The sequence below is a fragment of the Acinetobacter sp. YH12076 genome (assembly GCF_013419525.1).
In the GTDB taxonomy this organism is placed as follows: domain Bacteria; phylum Pseudomonadota; class Gammaproteobacteria; order Pseudomonadales; family Moraxellaceae; genus Acinetobacter; species Acinetobacter amyesii.
Genome location: NZ_VOZY01000005.1, coordinates 225,909 through 245,337, shown reverse-complemented (window position 1 = coordinate 245,337; position 19,429 = coordinate 225,909). Strand labels below are relative to the sequence as shown.

The 19,429-nt window shown below is 40.4% G+C and carries 23 protein-coding genes; 12 read left to right on the top strand and 11 right to left on the bottom strand.

Annotation, left to right across the window (positions count from 1 at the left end; all coding sequences use genetic code 11):
- Positions 1–3 precede the first annotated feature (3 nt).
- From FTU22_RS06860 to FTU22_RS06820, 9 genes are all read left to right on the top strand, one after another.
- Positions 4–876, top strand: coding sequence for an NAD(P)-dependent oxidoreductase (locus FTU22_RS06860; RefSeq protein ID WP_180093625.1), 873 nt, complete (start codon positions 4–6; stop codon positions 874–876).
- Between the two features lie 88 nt (positions 877–964).
- Positions 965–1,234, top strand: a complete 270-nt coding sequence (locus FTU22_RS06855) for a YARHG domain-containing protein (RefSeq protein WP_078188510.1) — start codon at positions 965–967, stop codon at positions 1,232–1,234.
- Positions 1,235–1,265: 31 nt separating this feature from the next.
- Complete coding sequence (locus tag FTU22_RS06850; protein ID WP_078188511.1) at positions 1,266–1,679, top strand: HIT family protein; 414 nt, start codon at positions 1,266–1,268, stop codon at positions 1,677–1,679.
- Positions 1,680–1,991: 312 nt separating this feature from the next.
- Entirely contained in the window at positions 1,992–3,071 is a 1,080-nt protein-coding gene (locus FTU22_RS06845; protein ID WP_180093623.1) for a porin, read from the top strand.
- A 521-nt stretch (positions 3,072–3,592) separates the two neighbouring features.
- Positions 3,593–3,784, top strand: a complete 192-nt coding sequence (gene cydP, locus FTU22_RS06840; RefSeq protein WP_078188513.1) for a cytochrome oxidase putative small subunit CydP — start codon at positions 3,593–3,595, stop codon at positions 3,782–3,784.
- Positions 3,784–5,370, top strand: coding sequence for a cytochrome ubiquinol oxidase subunit I (locus FTU22_RS06835; RefSeq protein ID WP_078188514.1), 1,587 nt, complete (start codon positions 3,784–3,786; stop codon positions 5,368–5,370). Before cydP ends, FTU22_RS06835 begins: the two co-directional genes overlap by 1 nt.
- Positions 5,367–6,512 carry a cytochrome d ubiquinol oxidase subunit II gene (gene cydB / locus FTU22_RS06830; protein WP_111884951.1) on the top strand — a complete coding sequence of 382 codons (1,146 nt, stop codon included), beginning with the start codon at positions 5,367–5,369 and terminating at the stop codon, positions 6,510–6,512. The genes FTU22_RS06835 and cydB overlap by 4 nt, the downstream gene beginning before the upstream one ends.
- Before the next feature lie 24 nt (positions 6,513–6,536).
- Positions 6,537–6,638 (top strand): cytochrome bd-I oxidase subunit CydX, encoded by a 102-nt coding sequence (gene cydX, locus FTU22_RS06825; RefSeq protein WP_002120988.1) that lies wholly within the window; start codon positions 6,537–6,539, stop codon positions 6,636–6,638.
- Positions 6,639–6,641: 3 nt separating this feature from the next.
- On the top strand, positions 6,642–6,944 hold the full coding sequence (locus FTU22_RS06820) for a cyd operon YbgE family protein (protein WP_180093621.1): 303 nt from the start codon (positions 6,642–6,644) through the stop codon (positions 6,942–6,944).
- A 138-nt stretch (positions 6,945–7,082) separates the two neighbouring features.
- Here FTU22_RS06820 and FTU22_RS16290 read toward each other — a convergent pair whose 3' ends face one another.
- The 8 genes from FTU22_RS16290 to FTU22_RS06785 all read right to left on the bottom strand — a co-directional run bounded on the left by FTU22_RS16290 (position 7,083) and on the right by FTU22_RS06785 (position 13,908).
- Positions 7,083–7,400, bottom strand: a complete 318-nt coding sequence (locus FTU22_RS16290) for a hypothetical protein (protein WP_257225898.1) — start codon at positions 7,398–7,400, stop codon at positions 7,083–7,085.
- A gap of 39 nt (positions 7,401–7,439) precedes the next feature.
- Positions 7,440–7,637, bottom strand: coding sequence for a hypothetical protein (locus FTU22_RS16285; RefSeq protein ID WP_257225897.1), 198 nt, complete (start codon positions 7,635–7,637; stop codon positions 7,440–7,442).
- 68 nt (positions 7,638–7,705) lie between these two features.
- The gene (rodA, locus tag FTU22_RS06810) at positions 7,706–8,842 is read right to left on the bottom strand and encodes a rod shape-determining protein RodA (RefSeq protein WP_078193916.1); all 1,137 of its coding nucleotides are present in this window, start codon (positions 8,840–8,842) and stop codon (positions 7,706–7,708) included.
- A gap of 85 nt (positions 8,843–8,927) precedes the next feature.
- On the bottom strand, positions 8,928–9,653 hold the full coding sequence (gene ispD / locus FTU22_RS06805; RefSeq protein ID WP_180093619.1) for a 2-C-methyl-D-erythritol 4-phosphate cytidylyltransferase: 726 nt from the start codon (positions 9,651–9,653) through the stop codon (positions 8,928–8,930).
- Positions 9,616–10,008: a septum formation initiator family protein gene (locus FTU22_RS06800; RefSeq protein WP_078188520.1), complete on the bottom strand. Its 393-nt coding sequence runs from the start codon at positions 10,006–10,008 to the stop codon at positions 9,616–9,618. The genes ispD and FTU22_RS06800 overlap by 38 nt, the downstream gene beginning before the upstream one ends.
- Positions 10,009–10,024: 16 nt before the next feature.
- Positions 10,025–11,314 carry a phosphopyruvate hydratase gene (gene eno, locus FTU22_RS06795; protein WP_078188521.1) on the bottom strand — a complete coding sequence of 430 codons (1,290 nt, stop codon included), beginning with the start codon at positions 11,312–11,314 and terminating at the stop codon, positions 10,025–10,027.
- A 64-nt stretch (positions 11,315–11,378) separates the two neighbouring features.
- Positions 11,379–12,236, bottom strand: a complete 858-nt coding sequence (kdsA, locus tag FTU22_RS06790; RefSeq protein WP_078188522.1) for a 3-deoxy-8-phosphooctulonate synthase — start codon at positions 12,234–12,236, stop codon at positions 11,379–11,381.
- A gap of 31 nt (positions 12,237–12,267) precedes the next feature.
- Entirely contained in the window at positions 12,268–13,908 is a 1,641-nt protein-coding gene (locus tag FTU22_RS06785) for a CTP synthase (protein WP_078188523.1), read from the bottom strand.
- 229 nt (positions 13,909–14,137) lie between these two features.
- On the opposite strand from FTU22_RS06785, the gene FTU22_RS06780 reads away from it, so the two are divergent.
- Positions 14,138–14,551 (top strand): internalin, encoded by a 414-nt coding sequence (locus FTU22_RS06780; protein ID WP_180063821.1) that lies wholly within the window; start codon positions 14,138–14,140, stop codon positions 14,549–14,551.
- Positions 14,552–14,663: 112 nt separating this feature from the next.
- Here the strand turns inward: FTU22_RS06780 and FTU22_RS06775 are convergent, their stop codons facing one another.
- Positions 14,664–15,548: a LysR family transcriptional regulator gene (locus FTU22_RS06775; protein ID WP_180063820.1), complete on the bottom strand. Its 885-nt coding sequence runs from the start codon at positions 15,546–15,548 to the stop codon at positions 14,664–14,666.
- A 110-nt stretch (positions 15,549–15,658) separates the two neighbouring features.
- Between FTU22_RS06775 and dkgB the strand changes: the two genes are divergently transcribed.
- Positions 15,659–16,465, top strand: coding sequence for a 2,5-didehydrogluconate reductase DkgB (gene dkgB, locus FTU22_RS06770; RefSeq protein ID WP_218945807.1), 807 nt, complete (start codon positions 15,659–15,661; stop codon positions 16,463–16,465).
- 1 nt (position 16,466) lies between these two features.
- A complete protein-coding gene (locus tag FTU22_RS06765; protein WP_180093617.1) occupies positions 16,467–17,642 on the top strand; it encodes an MFS transporter in 1,176 nt (391 codons plus the stop codon).
- 39 nt (positions 17,643–17,681) lie between these two features.
- On the opposite strand, the gene FTU22_RS06760 is transcribed toward FTU22_RS06765, so the two are convergent.
- A complete protein-coding gene (locus FTU22_RS06760) occupies positions 17,682–18,773 on the bottom strand; it encodes a YheT family hydrolase (protein ID WP_180093615.1) in 1,092 nt (363 codons plus the stop codon).
- A gap of 203 nt (positions 18,774–18,976) precedes the next feature.
- Positions 18,977–19,381, bottom strand: a complete 405-nt coding sequence (locus FTU22_RS06755; protein WP_078193923.1) for a nuclear transport factor 2 family protein — start codon at positions 19,379–19,381, stop codon at positions 18,977–18,979.
- Between the last annotated feature and the right edge of the window lie 48 nt (positions 19,382–19,429).

Below are 19,429 nucleotides of genomic sequence, written 5' to 3'. Positions count from 1 at the left end.
AAGATGATTCAGTCAGTTGCATTTATCGGATTGGGCGCAATGGGTTACCGTATGGCAGCGCACCTACCAAAACAGTTCAACACGGTTTATGTCTGGAATCGAAACTTTACCAAGGCAGAGCAACATGCTGCTCAATTTGGTACGCAAGCGGTTGCATTAGAGCAAGCAGTACAAGCGGATGTTGTTTTTTCATGCCTACCCATCAGCCAAGATGTTGAAAATTTAATTGCGAGTGTGACGCTGAAATCAGGCTCGATTTGGGTCGACTGTACTAGCGGTGTGCCAGAATCTGCAAAAAAACTCGCTGCTGCCTTAAAGCAGCAAAATGTTGCATTCTTAGATGCCCCTGTGAGTGGACAAACCATTGGCGCTGAAACGGGAACATTAACCGTCATGATTGGTGGTGACAAAGCAGCCTTTGAACGTGCATTACCTGCGATCCAAACATTTGGCAAACTGATTAAACATGTGGGTGAACCAGGTGCGGGTTTTGCCGTTAAAGCTGTAAACAACATGTTAATGGCTGTAAATCTTTGTGCAGTTGCTGAAGGATTCACCACCTTAAAAGCGCATGGCGTGGACTTACATGAAGCACTCGATTGTATTAATGCGTCGAGCGGTAAAAGTAATGTGACTGAAACAGTTTTACCGCAGCGCGTACTGAATCGTAGCTTCCCATTAACCTTTGCACTTCCATTACTTGCCAAAGATACGGGAATTGCTGTTGATCTGGTACGACAAGCAAAACTTTCAGCCCCTGTGCTCTCTTTGACGCAAAATTTAATCCAAGCATCAAGCGATCAAGCTGAAGAAAACAGTGATTTTTCAAGCGCTATGATTATGTATGAAAAATGGAGTAAAATTACAATTGAGTAATAACTCGCCATTGAATAACGATAAATAACCATCATATTGTACTCTAGTGTCATAACACACATTGTTACAAATGACAGAGGAAACTCGCATGAACAAATTTACCCTTGCAACTTTGCTAGGTGCTGTAACTTTAATCGGGGCTTCTACTGCTGTTTTAGCATCTGAGCAAGAATGCCAAAAGTTGAAAAATGACCATGACGTGATTTATGCATCGAAAGGTTTCTGCTTTAAAGATCCTGACGCTAAAGCGAAGTTCGGCAATGACAATTGCTACACAACTAAGCCTAAATTTTCAGAAAAAGAGCAACAACGACTTGACGCGATCAAAGATCGTCAGAAAGAATTGAACTGTAAATAATTACGATTCAATTCGCTCAAGGAATTTAGCAATGACTTATGATGATCAAAATATTTTTGCTCGGATTTTACGCGGAGAACTTCCTGCGTTTAAAGTCTATGAAGATGATCAAGTACTCGCTTTTATGGATGTCATGCCACAGGCCGAAGGTCATACGCTCGTAATTCCTAAAACCCCTGCTATTACGCTGCTTGATTTAGATCCAGAAGCGGCTGCTTATACCATTCAGGTTGCTCAAAAAGTTGCGAAAGCAATGGAAAAAGCTTTAGACGTGAAAGGTATCGTATTGATGCAGTTGTCTGGCGCTGCTGCGGGTCAAACTGTTCCGCACGTGCATTTCCACCTAATTCCGACTTCGGTGCATGAATTAGGTAAACATGCCGCACAAATGGGCGATATGGAAAAAATTAAAGCCATTGGCGAAAAAATCAAAGCAGCACTTTAAGTTCAATTGAGTTTAAAGTGATGATCAATGGAGCTTCGGCTCCATTTTTTATATCTACACTATTACGCTAACTATTTTTAGCTTTAAACAACTTAATGTTCAATTCAACTATAAACACTTAATAAATATTCATTTTTATAAATATAAAAACAATTTAAACCAAAAATCACCTTTCACCGTTTTGAAATATTTCCTTAATAGAACTGTCTTATTTGTAATGAATACTTAGCGCCATTAGATAGCGAAATTACTTCTATCCAAGCTACTGATAAAACATATTGATATGACTGGAAAAGTCTTCTGGAGCTTCAAATGAAAAAAACTCTATGTGCATTAGCAATCGGGGCAACAATTCTTACACCAATGATGGCATCAGCTGCAGATGTAAAAATTTATGGCCGTGCACATGTCTCTCTTGACTATCTAGATGATGGTAAAGATTACAACGAAGTTGGTCTTTCTTCTAACGCTTCACGATTAGGCTTCAAAGTAGATCAAAAAATTAATGATGACCTCAACGTATTCGCTCAAATTGAGCAAGAAGTAAACTTTGCAAGCGGTAGCCAAGACAGTAAAGGTGTAGATTTTTCAACACGTGACACATTCGTGGGTTTAAAAAGTTCAACTTATGGTCAAGCACGTGTAGGTCGTTTTGACAGCCCATTTAAAGTCGCACGTAGCCCTGTGAACTTCTTCGGTGACATGGTTGGTGACGTTCGTAACGTAACACGTGTAGGCAACTTAAAATTTGATGAACGTAATGAAAACACCATTGAATATAAATCTCCAAAATTTGGCGGTGGTTTCAATATATTAGCTGCAATGTCGATGCATTCAGGTACACAAATTGACCGTGACGCAGATGGCGAAGGCAAAGATGATAACAAAGCCTATGACCTTGCTCTAACCTATAAAGAAGGTCCAATTGATTTTGCAGCAGCATACGAAAAGTATGATGAAAATGCAGCAAATGCAGCAGGTGGCGCAAGTCGAGATGCATTCCGTATTGCCGGTGCATATAAGTTAACTGAAGAATTTAACTTGGGTGCTCTATACCAAATTGCTAAACACGACAACGATACATCCAACCCAGATGCTCAAGTTTTTGGTGTAGCTGGCGAATATAAAGTAACGCCTAAAACCTCAGTACGCGGTGAATACTTCTACCGTGACGTCGATGCTGATGATGCCAATGCAAGCTTGATCGGTGTGGGTGTAGAACATAAGTTAGATAGCACTTTACGCGTATACGGCAACCTAGCAACTGTGCTTAACGACAAAAACTCTATACTCAACCCTTGGAAAGAAGGTCGTAGCTTCGGTAACGGTATTTCAGGGATCGGTGATGAAAATGCAACTGCACTTTCTCTTGGTCTACGTTACGACTTCTAAGCTGCAATATCTCCCCCAAAAGACATACTCCGGTATGTCTTTTTTTTCTCAAATGTAATGTCTCAGGACTAAAATAAGCTAAGTTCATCATGTATCAAATATTTAAAAAGTATTTAAAAAACTTAGTCCAGCCTCTTTAACATTAACCATATAGAGATCATTTAACAGCACTACATCAATAGCCCATTTTTTTAGCAAAACTTAAACATAACAAATAAAAATCTTATTCACTCAATAAGGATTCTCATTATTAATAATGTAACTTTTAGTAAATATAGTAAATTAGTCAGAATTTAAAATATAAATATAAGCGTTTTAGTCGGATTTAAAATAATTAAACACAAGTGTTTTAGTCAAGTATTAAAATAAAAAAATTAGTTTATTTTTTAACTAATAAGTACTATAAGTGATTGTATTTAAATTACTTAATAATATATTTTTATTTTAACTGTTCAACCTATTTGCTTTTTGTATATATTTGTTAATAATATAGTACAAGTTTAAAGAATAGGCTTATCTCCATGAGCTTAAAATTCAAAGATTTAAATCGTCGTGTGGTCAGAGAAATAACCGCAATACTAATAATTAAAGTGATTATTTTAATGATCATTAAAAACATCTGGTTTGACGCCCCTACTATCCCTAAAAACTTTGACAATCAAGTTGCCGAGCATATTGCTGGCAGTCCTTCCCAAATCAAGGAGACACGTTGATGATTTCTGAAAGCGTGGTCGATCTTTCGCGGTTCCAATTTGCAATGACCGCGATGTATCACTTTATTTTTGTTCCACTGACTTTAGGTCTGGCTTTTATTCTTGCCATCATGGAAACCACCTATGTGATTTCTGGCAAAGAAATTTATAAAGACATGACTAAATTTTGGGGAAAACTCTTCGGTATTAACTTCGCATTAGGTGTTACTACTGGTTTGACCATGGAGTTTCAGTTCGGTACTAACTGGGCGTATTACTCACACTATGTCGGTGATATTTTCGGTGCACCATTAGCCATCGAAGGTCTAATGGCATTCTTCCTTGAATCAACATTTATTGGTTTATTCTTCTTCGGCTGGGATCGCCTATCTAAAGTTCAGCATTTGGCTGTAACTTGGTTAGTTGCACTTGGCTCGAACATGTCTGCACTATGGATTTTAGTGGCCAATGGTTGGATGCAAAATCCTGTCGGTTCCGCATTTAACTATGAAACCATGCGTATGGAAATGGTGGACTTCGGTGCACTGATTTTCAACCCTGTAGCTCAGGTTAAATTCGTACATACCGTATCTGCTGGTTATGTGACTGGCGCAATTTTCGTACTAGCCATTTCAAGTTACTACTTATTAAAAAAACGTGACTTGCCATTTGCTCGTCGTTCATTCGCTATCGCTGCAATCTTTGGTTTAGCTTCTACACTTTCGGTGATCTTACTGGGTGATGAATCTGGTTATGAAATTGGTGATGTACAAAAAACTAAACTTGCTGCGATTGAAGCTGAATGGGACACTCACCCAGCTCCAGCGCCATTTACTTTGTTTGGTATTCCAAATAAAGAAACCATGTCTACTGACTACGCGATCAAAATTCCTTATGTCATGGGGATTATCGCAACACGTTCAACTGATAAAGAAGTAACAGGTATTAAAGATCTGATCGTTCAACACGAAGCACGTATTCGTAACGGTATGGTGGCTTACTCACAGTTAGAACAACTTCGTGCAGGCGATACTTCTCCTGAACTTAAAGCAGCATTTGCTGAGTCTCAAAAAGACTTGGGTTATGGTTTGCTTCTGAAAAAATACACAGACAAAGTTGTCGATGCTTCTGACGAACAAATCAAAGCAGCTGCAAAAGACACTATTCCACATGTTCCAAGCTTGTTCTGGGCATTCCGTGCAATGGTTGCTTCTGGCTTCTTAATGCTCCTTCTGTTCGTACTTGCTACCTTTGCTGTCGGTAAACGTAATGCAGAAAACAAACCTTGGTTATTAAAGTTTGCTTTGTTTGCTCTACCATTACCTTGGATTGCTGCACAAACAGGTTGGTATGTTGCCGAAGTTGGTCGTCAACCATGGACCATTGGTGAAGTTCTACCTACACATCTTTCAGCTTCTAGCTTAAGTACAGGTGATGTATGGGGTTCTATCCTTGCATTAGCAGCGTTCTACACTGTACTGCTGATCATTGAAATGTACTTAATGATTAAATTCTCACGCCTTGGCCCAAGTTCTCTACATACTGGTAAATACCACTTCGAGAAACTTGAAGCTGCAAAAAAGGCAAATGAGGAGGCTCAAGCATGATCGAATATGAATTACTCAAAATCATTTGGTGGGTATTAGTCGGTGTCCTACTGATCGGCTTCGCCCTCACCGATGGCTTCGATATGGGCTCAATGGCGATCATGCCATTCGTAGGTAAAAAAGACGAAGAACGTCGTGCGGCAATCAATACGATTGCCCCACACTGGGACGGTAACCAAGTGTGGTTTATTACTGCCGGTGGTGCACTGTTTGCAGCATGGCCAATGGTATATGCGACTGCATTCTCAGGCATGTACTGGGCACTGTTACTGGTACTCTTCGCCCTTTTCTTACGTCCAGTCGGTTTTGACTACCGTTCTAAACTCGAAAATACCAAGTGGCGTAATTCTTGGGACTGGGGTTTAGCAATTGGTGGTGCCGTTCCTGCCCTCGTATTTGGTGTTGCGTTTGGTAATATGTTCCTTGGTGTTCCATTCACTATGGACGAAACTGTTCGCTCAACTTATACAGGTAGCTTCTTTGCACTGCTTAACCCATTTGCTTTAGTTTGCGGTATCGTGAGTTTATCTATGCTTTGTGCACATGGTGGTGCATGGCTCATGCTTCGTACAGACGGCGACCTACGTGCTCGCTCAGCAAAAGCGACTCAGCTTATGGGTATCGTATTCTTGGTTTGCTTCTTACTTGCAGGCGCATGGTTATACTTCGGTAATATCCAAGGCTACACATTAGTGCAACCATTTGACACGAATGGCGTTGCTAACCCATTGGCTAAAGAAGTGATCACCAATGCCAATCCAGGTTGGATGAACAATTATAGTATTTATCCTATTACTATGATTGCGCCAATCATGGCAATTTTAGGTGCTTTGATCATTATCCTTGCCGCAGGTAAAGGTAAAGCAGGTTTTAGCTTCCTTGGTTCAAGCTTGGCAGTCATTGGCGCAATCTTAACTGCTGGTTTTGCATTGTTCCCTTTCCTTATGCCATCGAGCATCAACCCAACTGTAAGTTTGACTATGTGGGATGCGGTATCAAGTAAAAACACCCTGACTGTGATGACAGTTGCCGCGTGTATTTTTGTCCCAATTATCCTGTGCTACACAACTTGGTGTTACTACAAGATGTGGGGTGTAGTGACTAACAAACATATTGAAGAGAATTCACACAGCCTATACTAAGGCTGTGTCTAAGGAGAAAAGACGATGTGGTATTTTGCTTGGATTCTCGGTATTTTGATGGCATGTTTTGCAGGTGTACTTAGTGCGCTTTACATCGAACATCATCAAGATCTAGATGAGGAATAACAAATGACTGATGCTGCTGTAGAAAAACCACTTGTAGAAAAGAAGCCAAATAAATTTGCAATGGTCATTTCCTGCCTGTTAGCTTTTCCTTTGGCAGCCGTGTTACTTGTACATCCTGCTGCCATGCTGGATGACAATGGTGGATATAGCCATCGAGCGCTGATGTTCATCATGATAGGTATTTCAGGTGGTTTTGTGCATGGTGTGGGTTTTACGCCACACCATTGGTTCTGGAAATGGCTTTTTAGCCCCCTCCTCGCTTGGCCACTTATGCTGTGGGGCTACTACACATGGTTCCTACATTAATTAATATCTAAATAAAGCCCTCACTTGAGGGCTTTATTATATTTACGATCAATTTCGGCTTTTTTTTCTGCTGTAATATCGTCTTGCATTTGAAAACAGCCTCTAAATTTTTCATGGATATGATGAATATATTTTTCTTTAGCGGCATGCCTTAGCAAAATTTTGAGCTGCCATTATGATAAATCCATTGACTTGCTTCACTATTATTATGCGCTGAGCATCCGCCAACCCAGCTATTCGCTGAATTAATGAGTTTCGACCAGTATGCACAATTGAATGCAAATGCTTTAACGAATAGAACTTAAACTCTTTAAACATTTCAACAATATGCTTAATTTCTACAACATTTTCTAACTTTGTAATCATTTCAGCTGCGGTAGGAATTTTCACATTCTGAAGCAACTCTTCTTCTCGTTGAATTTCAAATTTCTGAATTTCTATATTAGAGGCAACCATTAGTAACCAATATGCCCTCACCACAGCTTCAAATTGAATTCAAAATAATGCGAGTGCAGATATATCTTGGCGTGATTCTAAAAGTTGTAAAATGGCTTCACCATGCTCCATGGATAATTCACAACATTCATAGACTAAATCAAGTCGCTGCACGCCACCAATAAATGCTGAATGATTTAACTCGTTATATAGCTCATCCAACATCGATTCAGAATCACGAAAAATATCTATCAACATCAGCTTCCATTTTTTAAATGCCAAAATTTAAAATATAAAAAAAGCCGGATTAATTCCAGCTTTAAAATTTAACGATGCGTATGAATCGACATCACAATCCCCATCCCTGCGAGCATCGCAATTACAGCTGTACCACCATAACTCATCAACGGTAGTGGATCACCTGTTACCGGTAAAATCCCACTGACCATACCCGAGTTTAAAAATACAAAAAAGAAGAAAGTTAATCCTATCGCTCCTGCATAGAGTCGTCCAAAATTATGGAAGCAATTTAGTCCAATAATCAAACAGCGAACAATAATTGCTGTAAATAAACTAAATAAAAGAAATACACCAATAAAACCAAACTCTTCAGCATAGGTCGACATGATAAAGTCAGTATGATGCTCTGGCAGATAGCCCAAGTGCGACTGCGTCCCTTCGGTATAACCCTTACCCATTAAACCACCTGATCCAATGGCAATTTTAGATTGAATAATGTTCCAACCTGCACCAAGCGCGTCAGATTCAGGGTCAAATAACGTCAGTACACGTTTTTTCTGATATTCCTGTAAAAAAAACATCCAAAGTACAGGTGCTGCAATTGCAAAGGCGGTTAAAGCACCTGCAATTAAACGCCAAGACATACCACTTAAAAATAAAACAAAAATACCCGGAATAATCAAACCGATATTCAAGTCAGGCTGTAAAGCGACCAATGCAAATGGAATCAATAATAAAATTAATGCCCCGACGATTTGTAAAAATTTCGGTGGAAAAGGTTTTCGCGCAAAATACCACGCCATCATGAGTGGCATGGCAAATTTCATAAACTCACTCGGCTGCATACTGCCGATACCCGGCAAGCTAATCCAGCGTTTCGCCCCCATCCTTTTTTCACCAATGACCAGAACCAACAACAGTAAAAATATACCGATGGCATATAAGTACGGACTCATAGATTGGTAAACTTTGGGGGGAATTTGCGCACAGATCAACATCACAATAAAGCCCACACCAAAACTTGTGGCTTGGCGTAGTACCATTCCCGAATCTTCCGCGGTCGCACTATAGACAACCATCAGCCCCAATATTGCATTGAGTACCAAGAAGCAAAGTAACCACGGGTCTAAATGAAGTTTAGCCCATCGAGAAGAATCGTGTTTTATACTGCGGCCATCACGTAATGACTGACGTAAAAAACGATACTGTTGAGAAGGGATCATTGCGAAACAGATCTAAAAAGGATGCGGGAATTATAGATTAAAGCGACAGTAAAAATCACTGTCCCTTAAATATTCCTTGAAATAATCATCTATTCACTTGAGACGCTAAAATTAAACGTGCCAATTCCAAGTCATCAGGATAGGTAATTTTAATATTGTCCGAACGACCTTGCACGACATTGACATGCTCACCGACAAACTCTAAGGCACTTGCTTCATCTGTGATGGTCGCACCAGCGGCAAGCGCTTGTTCAATGGCATTTTTCAGCACACCCAATTTGGCAATTTGTGGTGTCTGCGCTTGCCATAAAGTTGAACGATCTACCGTTGTTGATATAAGTGGCGCCGCTTCAACTCGCTTTAAAGTATCGCGCACTGGAATGGCGAGAATCGCACTTAGCTCTGAATCGACTGCCGATTGAACTAAATCTTCTAAACTCAATTGTGAGACACATGGTCGTGCTGCATCATGAACAAATACCCAATCATCATCATTGGCAATCGAAGATAGATATTGCAATGCATTGAGTACAGAATGCACACGCTCTGCACCGCCTAAACAAAAATGAGCCTTCTCTTGATTAGTGAGTGCCAAGGTCTGAGCAACATTATCTTGCTCACCTATAGCCAATACATAACCCGTCAACGGCAATTGGTTGAGACGTGCAACTGTATGTTCAAGCACAGTTAGACCCGCAATGTTTTGATATTGTTTTAGTTCAGTTTTAGAAAATCGACTTCCTGAACCAGCAGCAGGAATAATAGCCCACAATTTAAGGTTCGGGTGGAAGTTCGGCTGGTTCTGACTCATTGGTACGTAGGTCTACTTTTGCGTTTGGATCAATATAAATTGGTTTGTACTGAGTACTGATCGTACTCATCTGTACGAAAGTTTCATGCGGTTTAATTAAACCTAAATCTAGACGAGCATGCTCTTCAATAGCTTCAACGCCATTTTTTAAATCGTATACTTCAGCGGCAAGCACGCGATTTCGTTCTTTTAATTCGTCATTGAGTTCGACTTGTTGTTGTATTTTCTGACTCAGTTGTTGATGTTGATGATAACCACCTTCACCGAACCAGTATAAATATTGAAACCCTGCGATCAAAAAGATCGCAAGGCCCAACAATGCTTTACTCGCTTTGGAGTCAAATACATTTAACATAGATAGCATGATCTGCTTAGTTCAAACCTTTGAACTCAGCTTTACCGCGATATGCAGCATTAGTCAATTCTTCAATACGAAGTAATTGGTTATATTTCGCTACACGGTCAGAACGGCAAAGTGAACCAGTTTTGATTTGACCCGCTGCTGTACCTACTGCAAGATCCGCAATAGTTGAATCTTCAGTTTCACCAGAACGGTGTGAAATTACTGTAGTGTAACCATTTGCTTTTGCAAGGTAAATTGCATCTAGAGTTTCAGTCAACGTACCGATTTGGTTGTACTTGATCAGGATAGAGTTACCCACTTTTTCATTGATACCACGTTGAAGAATCTTAGGATTCGTAACGAATAGGTCATCACCAACCAATTGGATTTTGTCGCCAAGGATTGAAGTGAGGTAAGACCAACCTTCCCAATCAGACTCGTCCAAACCATCTTCAATTGAGATGATTGGGTATTGTTTTGCAAAACCAGCAAGGTAGTCAGCAAATTGGTTGCTTGTGAATGCTTTATTGCCTTCACCTGCAAGGATGTATTGACCATCTTTGTAGAATTCTGAAGATGCACAGTCAAGCGCAAGCATAATATCAGAACCTGCTTTGTAGCCAGTTTTTTCAATTGCTTCAAGAATTACTGTAATTGCTTCTTCGTTAGAACGAAGGTTCGGTGCAAAACCACCTTCATCACCAACTGCAGTATTTAGACCTTGTTTCTTTAAAACTGATTTTAAAGAATGGAAAATTTCAGCACCAGCGCGTAAAGCTTCAGAGAATGAAGTGAAGCCAACTGGCTCAATCATAAATTCTTGAATGTCTACGTTGTTGTCCGCATGTGAACCACCATTTAGGATGTTCATCATTGGAACAGGCATAGTCAAAATGCTGTTATTACGAAGGTCTGCGATGTATTGGAAAAGTGGAATTTTCTTTTCATCAGCAGCAGCGCGTGCAGCAGCTAGCGATACCGCTAAAGTTGCGTTCGCACCTAATTTTTCTTTGTTTTCAGTACCGTCAAGCGCGATCATTGTGTTATCAATGTCTTTTTGTTCGAATACTGATTTACCCAACAATGCATCACGAATTACTGTGTTAACGTTGTTAACCGCAGTTTTAACGCCTTTACCTAAGTAACGAGCTTTGTCGCCGTCACGAAGTTCTAAAGCTTCACGAGAACCAGTTGAAGCACCAGATGGTGCACATGCACGGCCTACAACGCCAGAGGCTAAGATTACGTCTGCTTCGATGGTAGGGTTACCACGAGAGTCCAAAATTTCACGTGCACGAATGTCAACGATTTGGCTCATGAACAATTCCTCAGTTGATTAATAAAAATGATGCGTCAAAAGTGACGCATCAATGTGTATCGAATTAGTGTGTATCTAACTTTGCGAAACCTTTAACCAAGGTATCGAGTTCTTTTAACTGTGCCAAGAAAGGCTCCAACTGTGACATGCGTAGCGCACATGGACCGTCACATTTGGCATTTTCTGGATCTGGATGAGCTTCTAAGAACAAACCAGCTAAACCAGTCGCCATACCTGCACGTGCCAATGTCGTGATTTGTGCACGACGACCACCTGCAGAATCCGCACGACCACCCGGCGTTTGAAGCGCATGCGTAACATCAAAGAACACCGGGACATTCATTTCTTTCATGATGTCAAAGCCCAACATGTCTACAACTAAATTATTGTAACCAAATGCTGAACCACGTTCACAAAGAATCAGTTTGTCATTTCCTGCTTCCAAACACTTATGCAGAATATGACGCATTTCGTGTGGTGCGAGGAACTGTGCTTTTTTGATGTTAATGATGGCATCAGTTTTCGCCATCGCTTCAACAAGGTCAGTCTGACGGCTTAAAAATGCAGGAAGCTGGATAATATCCGCAACTTCAGCAACAGGCGCAGCTTGGTATGGTTCATGTACGTCGGTAATAATCGGCACATTAAAGTGTTTTTTAATGTCAGCTAACCACTCGATTCCTTTTTCCAGGCCTGGGCCACGGAAAGAGTTCAAGCTTGAACGATTGGCTTTATCAAAACTTGCTTTAAACACATATGGAATATCCAAGCGTTTGCAGATATCCACATAGGTTTCAGCAATTTCAAAAGCAAGGTCTTTTGACTCAAGTACATTCATGCCGCCGAATAGTACAAATGGCAAATGATTTGCCATTTGTATATCGCCTAAACGTACAATTTCCTGTGGTTTTAATTGTGACATTTAAACTCTTCCTGGTTTAGTCAAAAACACATTATTTCGCTTTTTGGTACTGCTTTTTAGCAGCATCAATAAAGCCTGCGAATAATGGGTGTCCATCACGTGGTGAACTTGTAAATTCCGGATGGAATTGTACAGCAATAAACCAAGGATGTTCAGGAATTTCAACAGTTTCAACAAGACGCTGTACTGGAGAATAACCTGAAATCTTCATGCCTTTTTCTTCAAGCACTGGGATATAACGGTTGTTCATTTCATAACGGTGACGATGACGTTCAACGATCTCTTCAGAACCGTACACTTGTGCAGTTTTTGTTCCCGCAACCAATTCAGATTTTTGAGCACCCAGACGCATTGTGCCGCCTAAGTCAGAATCTGCATTACGTTGTTGAACTTCGCCGCGCTCATCTAACCATTCAGTGATTAGACCAATCAATGGTGATTTTGTAGAACGGTTAAATTCAGTTGAAGTTGCATCGCTAATACCCGCAACGTTGCGCGCATATTCGATCACAGCCAACTGCATACCTAAACAGATGCCGAGGAACGGTACACCGTTTTCACGTGCAAAACGAATCGCTTTCATTTTGCCTTCTGTACCACGTTCACCAAAACCACCTGGAACTAAGATTGCATCCGCGTCTTTTAATACGTCGTTTACATCTTGGCTTTCAAGTTCTTCTGCATTGACGTAGTCGATTTGAACTTTCACACGGTTTTGAATACCCGCATGTAAAAGTGCTTCGTTTACAGATTTGTATGCATCTGGAAGTTCAACGTATTTACCAACCATCGCTACACGAACTGTGTATTCAGGGTTCAGTAATGCATCTACAACGTTATCCCAGTCTGTAAGATCAGCTTCTGGAAGATCGTTATAACCAAAACGTTCACAGATTAAATCATCAACGTTTTGTTCATAGAAAGTACGTGGAATTTGGTAAATTGAACGCGCATCTTTACACACCACAACTGCACGAGCTTCAACATTCGTAAATAACGCGATTTTACGTGTAGTGTCAGCATCAACATCATGCTCTGTACGGCAGATCAGGATGTCTGGTTGAATACCAATCGACAAAAGCTCTTTTACAGAGTGTTGAGTTGGTTTAGTTTTTAATTCAGCAGCTGACTTAATATATGGGAGTAAAGTTAAGTGCATTAACATTGTGCGCTTATGACCTAGTTCGACCATAAGTTGACGTACAGATTCCATGAATGGGAGAGATTCAATGTCACCTACTGTACCGCCGATCTCAACGATCGCAACGTCATAGCCTTCACCTGCGCGAAGAACACGTTCTTTAATATTGTCAGTAATATGTGGAATAACTTGAACTGTACCACCGAGGTAGTCACCACGACGTTCTTTATTCAAGACATCTTGGTACACTCGTCCTGAAGTAAAGTTGTTCAGTTTGGTCATTTTCGCACGACGCAAGAAACGTTCGTAATAACCCAAGTCTAAGTCAGTTTCAGCACCATCCTCTGTGACAAAAACTTCACCGTGTTGGAATGGACTCATAGTCCCTGGATCGACATTAATGTATGGATCCATTTTTACCATGGTTACTTTTAAACCACGGGCTTCTAAAAGCGCAGCCACTGATGCAGCTGAAATACCTTTACCTAGTGATGATACAACACCACCAGTAACGAAAATAAAATGGGTCATTAAGTTTCTCGTACAATGGAGCCTAAATTGGCCTACAATGTTGTGCGATTTTACTTTACTCTGTACCAAGAAAGCAAAGTCATTCCGCATCAATTCATAGAACAATTAACAATTGGCTATTGTAACAGCAATTATCATAAAAATTTAGAGTAAGTTCTTATCATTTCTATATTCTTATTTGCTGTTATAATGCATTTATCCAATCCACACTTTTTTGTTTTGTGTAATTATGAATAAGAAACTTTTAATCTGCGGTGCAATCGCAACAGGTCTACTTCTTACAGCATGTGTAAAAAAAGAAGCACCAAAAGAAGAAGAACAGGAACAGGTTGAAGTTGTAGCATCTGAACCAACAGCATCTGTACCTACACAATTAGAACCAGTTGAAGAACAACCCGTTGTTGAAGAACCAACTCAGCAGCAAGTTGAAGTGATTCGTGAAGAAACACCGAATACAACAACTGAAATTCGTCGTGAACCTACCACACCTGCAGAAGCTCCTGCTCCAAAAGCAGAAGCACCTAAAGCGGCAGAAAAACCTGCACAAGTTGCTCAACCTAAACAAAACTCAGGTTCTGCACAATCTGAAGATGATGCCGTTGCTGCTGCTATTGCCGCTGCAACACCAGCTTTAGAGAACTAAGATCGAAGTTTTATCAAACAAATGATCAAAAAAACCCGGCAAATGTCGGGTTTTTTATTTTTTCTATGTAAATAAAAATCGGTACCCAACAATGCACTGTTTTTTCTCACAACTATTCTTGTAATTTTTCAGCTAAATATTCAATAAATAAACGAACACGTTTGGGTAAATGCTCTTGTTGATAATAGACAGCATGAATAAGCTGTTCATGTGGCTCAATTTGATCGTCTAAAAGCTGGACCAATCGCCCTTCTGCAATATCTTTTTCTAACATAAAAATCGATAGACAAGCGATGCCCATACCATGAATCGCAAGCTCACGTATCGTTTCACCATTTGATGCCTTAATATTTGGTCGGATCGTCAAGGGCTTCCCTGCGACTTGGATCGGCCAAGTATTCATATGGGTAATTTGACTAAATCCAAGTAAAGCATGTGCGGTTAGCCCATCAGCATTTTGCGGACGTCCATGCTGCTGAAGATATTCAGGACTCGCCACCAAACACAGTCGACTCTTATAGATGAGTTTTGCATGTAAACTGGAGTCGTTTAATTTTCCAAAGCGAATTGCAACATCCGCTTTATGCTCTAATAAGTCAATCACTTGATCATGATTTACTAACTCAATCTGTATATGCGGATAACGTGCATTAAATTCTGGAATCAAGGGAACGATCATATGCAGAATAAAAGAAATTGCTGAATCGACTCGCACTAACCCCGAAGTATCTGCATCTAATTTCAGCAGAGAATCTTCTGCTTCGCTCAAATCATTCAATATCCGCCGTGTTTTTGCTAAAAACAATTGCCCCTCTTGCGTGAGCTTAATTTTGCGGGTAGTTCGTTCCAACAAGGTTACATTTAATTTAGATTCCAGACGCTGTAATGCGCGGCTGACACCAGATGCTGTTTGATCTAATCTTTCTGCTGCTTTGATAATAGAGCCACTATCTACAATAACAGTAAAAGCCTGCAGCTCCTCAATGGTCGATTTCATTGCATATTCGAATTCGTGATTTTTAATCAATAATATATCCCAAACTCATGCATTTTTCTTCAATAAAATTAGCAGCACAATAGCATCAACTCAAAAAAAGAGAATTCCTGATGATTGTTCCTCAATTTGGTGTCGGCACCTTCCGTTTGACAGGTGACACTGTCATTCATTCTGTTAAAACTGCCTTAGAAGTTGGATATCGTGCTGTAGACACCGCACAAATCTACGGTAATGAAGCAGAAGTAGGCCAAGCAATCGATGAAAGTCAGGTCAATCGAGCTGATATTTTCTTAACCACGAAAATTTGGACTGAAAATTATGCTGCCGACAAACTGATACCCAGTCTAAAAGACAGCTTAATTAAATTAAGGACGGATGCAGTTAACCTCACACTTATTCATTGGCCTGCACCTGCACTTGGAGTCAATATTCCAGAATTAATGGGACATTTACTTGAGGCAAAAAAACAAGGTTTGACTGAATATATTGGTGTATCTAATTTTAATATTGAGCTTACTCAACAAGCTATTGACAGTATAGGTGCTGAGCAGATTGCAACCAATCAAATTGAACTGAGTCCTTATCTTCAAAATGAACGACTTGCGACTTACTTAAAACAGCAAAATATTGATGTCACCTCTTATATGACCTTGGCTTATGGCAAAGTGCTAAATGACCCAATACTTTCTGATATTGCAGCACAACACCAAGCTTCAGTTGCACAAGTGACACTCGCTTGGGCGCTGCAAAAGGGTTATGCCGTAATTCCATCGTCAACCCAACGTGAACATTTAACCAGTAACTTAAAAGCTCAAGACATTCATTTAACATCAGAACAGATGCAGGCCATTGCCACACTAGACAGAAATGCACGTGAAGTGAACCCACCTGAACTTGCTCCAGTGTGGGATATTTAATATGAAATTCAATTTTCCATTAATTGCATTAGCCGTAGGTGCTTTTGCAATTGGCACAACAGAATTTTCACCGATGGGTTTTTTGCCTGAAATCGCAGCAGATTTATCGGTTTCCATTCCTCAAGCGGGCTTACTGATTAGTGCCTATGCCGTTGGCGTCATGATTGGTGCCCCATTAATGACCTTATGGTTAGCACGTTTTCCTAAACGTACTGCCCTTATTTTACTAATGGCAATCTTTACCATCGGTAATATTTTGGCAACGATTGCACCCAATTATCTCGGTTTAATGGCGGCACGTTTGGTGACTAGCTTAAATCATGGGGCATTTTTTGGCTTAGGTTCTGTCGTTGCAGCGAGTGTTGTGCCGAAAGATAAACAAGCCAGTGCCGTTGCTATGATGTTTATGGGCTTGACCATTGCCAATATTGGCGGCGTGCCACTCGCAACGTGGGTGGGGCAAAATATCGGTTGGCGTATGTCTTTTGCCGCTATTACCTTACTGGGCATCATCACCATGTTGGCATTATGGAAAGCACTACCTCATCAGCAACAGACCGAAAAACCTGATGTACGAGCAGAGTTAAAAGTATTAACACGCATGCCTGTTGTTTTAGCACTGCTCACCACGGTCATGAGTGCTGGAGCTATGTTCGCGCTCTATACCTATATCGCACCAAGCTTAAAAGTCTTTACCCACGCAAGTCCTGAGCTTATCACTTTCATGTTGGTTTTAATCGGGATCGGATTTTCAATCGGCAACCATTTCGGTGGTAAGTTTGCAGATCAATCCTTAGATAAAACCTTGATTGGCTTTTTAGTCTTACTGATGCTGATGATGCTGTTATTTCCAATTTTAGCAACCACCACCATTGGCGCAGCGATTGCATTAATCATCTGGGGAGCAGCAGCCTTTGCCGTCGTACCACCTTTACAAATGCGTGTTATGACAGTCGCTCACGATGCACCAGGCCTCGCTTCTTCAGTGAATATTGGTGCATTTAATCTTGGAAATGCTTTGGGTGCTGTTGCAGGTGCCGCAGTGCTAAATCTCAACCTAAGCTATGCAGCAGTGTCTTATGCAGGCGCCACCCTAAGTGCTATATCGTTGATTTTAGTATTGATACAGATGAAGCTTAAACCTCAAACAACCGCATGTTGCGCACAAGCTGAGTAACACACACTTAAAAATAGCCTACCCAAAGTAGGCTATTTTTTAGTTCGCATATAACTTTAAAAAATCTGCCATTAATTTGGTTGCCCATGAATGGGTTTCCACTAAACCTTCATAATAACCACAGTGACTGCCTTTTTTGGTGGTTACCACCACAACATTCGGCAAAGAACGGATTAATTCTTTATAGGGTTCAAAGTTTTGAATGTGGCAAACAGGGTCATCTTCGGCATTTAAAATCATCAAAGGAATTTTAAGATTTTCAAATACATAAATTGGGTTAGTGGATTTGGCATAACTTTCATAATCGGCAAAACCCGCCATTTGGAAATAAGCACGCTCAAACTGCGCCAGATCTTTACTTTTTAGTACTTCAACTAAAGAGGGTATTGCTGACCATGTTGCAGAATAGGGTTCTACAAACTTCTGAAAGAGCTTCTTGGTCATCATTTTACTGTAAAAAGGATGAACATTTTTAAAGCCAAGCTCAGTGTCATAGCCCGGACATAAAGCAAAAGCCGCTTTAAGTGGTGTTTCCTCACCTTGCTCGCCTAAATAGCGGACCAATAGCCCCGTTCCGGCAGATGAACCGACGCCATACAAACTCGATGCGGGAAATTTCTGCTGAATAAAGGCAATCTGTTCACGTAAGTCATCGGTTGAACCAAATAAATTTATTTTGGCAACAGGCATAGGTAAATTAGCATGACCACGTCTTAAACACAGTGCAATGCGCCAACCAGTATATAGGTGAAGATCCCGAACCACTTCCCGCATACTTTCAGGCGTTCCCGTAATCGTATGCATGAGCACCACAGTTGGCACATCCGCAGGTAAATCCAAACCCAACCATGCAATGGCTGTTACCCCTCCATCAGCCATGGTCAGCTGCTCTATAGCATCATATTTAAGCTTCACTTGACGCTTTTTAATGACATCAAAATATAGTAAATGTGCGTGGGTATTCGACAGCCAAGGCGTAGGGCGATATTTTTCATGTAGTTGCTTTAACTTCGGCAGCACATGTTTCATTTGCCCTTCAGGATGATAATAAAGCTGTGGTAATTCTGCACCGATAGCATTATCTACAAAATTTAAAAGAGCCTGACGCCCTTTATGAATCACATTATTCATTGACCTTACCTTCACCTCGCTTCGCACCACAGCAAATCATTTCAATCTTTTCACTTTGACTAACAATGCCCATTAAAAAAATGTATCTACAAAACCGTATCTCGCTAGCAATATTTGTTTGCTTAAGCCTCATAAGCAAAAAGCATGACAATATTCATCATGCTTTTTATCATTCTGTGATGAGCATTTAAAAATCAGCAGAGTTAAGGCTGATATTGCATAATGCGCTCACCCATTTTCGCCGCCAATGCTTCCAAGCCACTTTTTGGACGAAGCATGACTTCAAAATCAATCATCTGACCTTGTTCATTAAACTGAATCATGTCGATCCCTTTTAACTTTTTCTCGCCAACATTGGCAGAAAACTCAAGTACAACATTGAGGCCATCCTCACTATAAAACTCACGGTGGTAAGTAAAATTTTCAAAAATTTGAATCACATTGGTCAAAATAAAAGTTACTACAGGCTTACCTGGATATGGGTTAAACGCGACAGGTGAACGAAACACCACATCCTCTGCCAAGAGTTCATTTAAAATATTCATATCCCGTGTGTTAAGCATTTCGTGCCAACGTGCAACAGATTTTTTTGTTGTTTCAATAGTCATGTTTATGTCTTTTTTTTGATGAATCATTTCCCTTTCCTCAAACTCCTC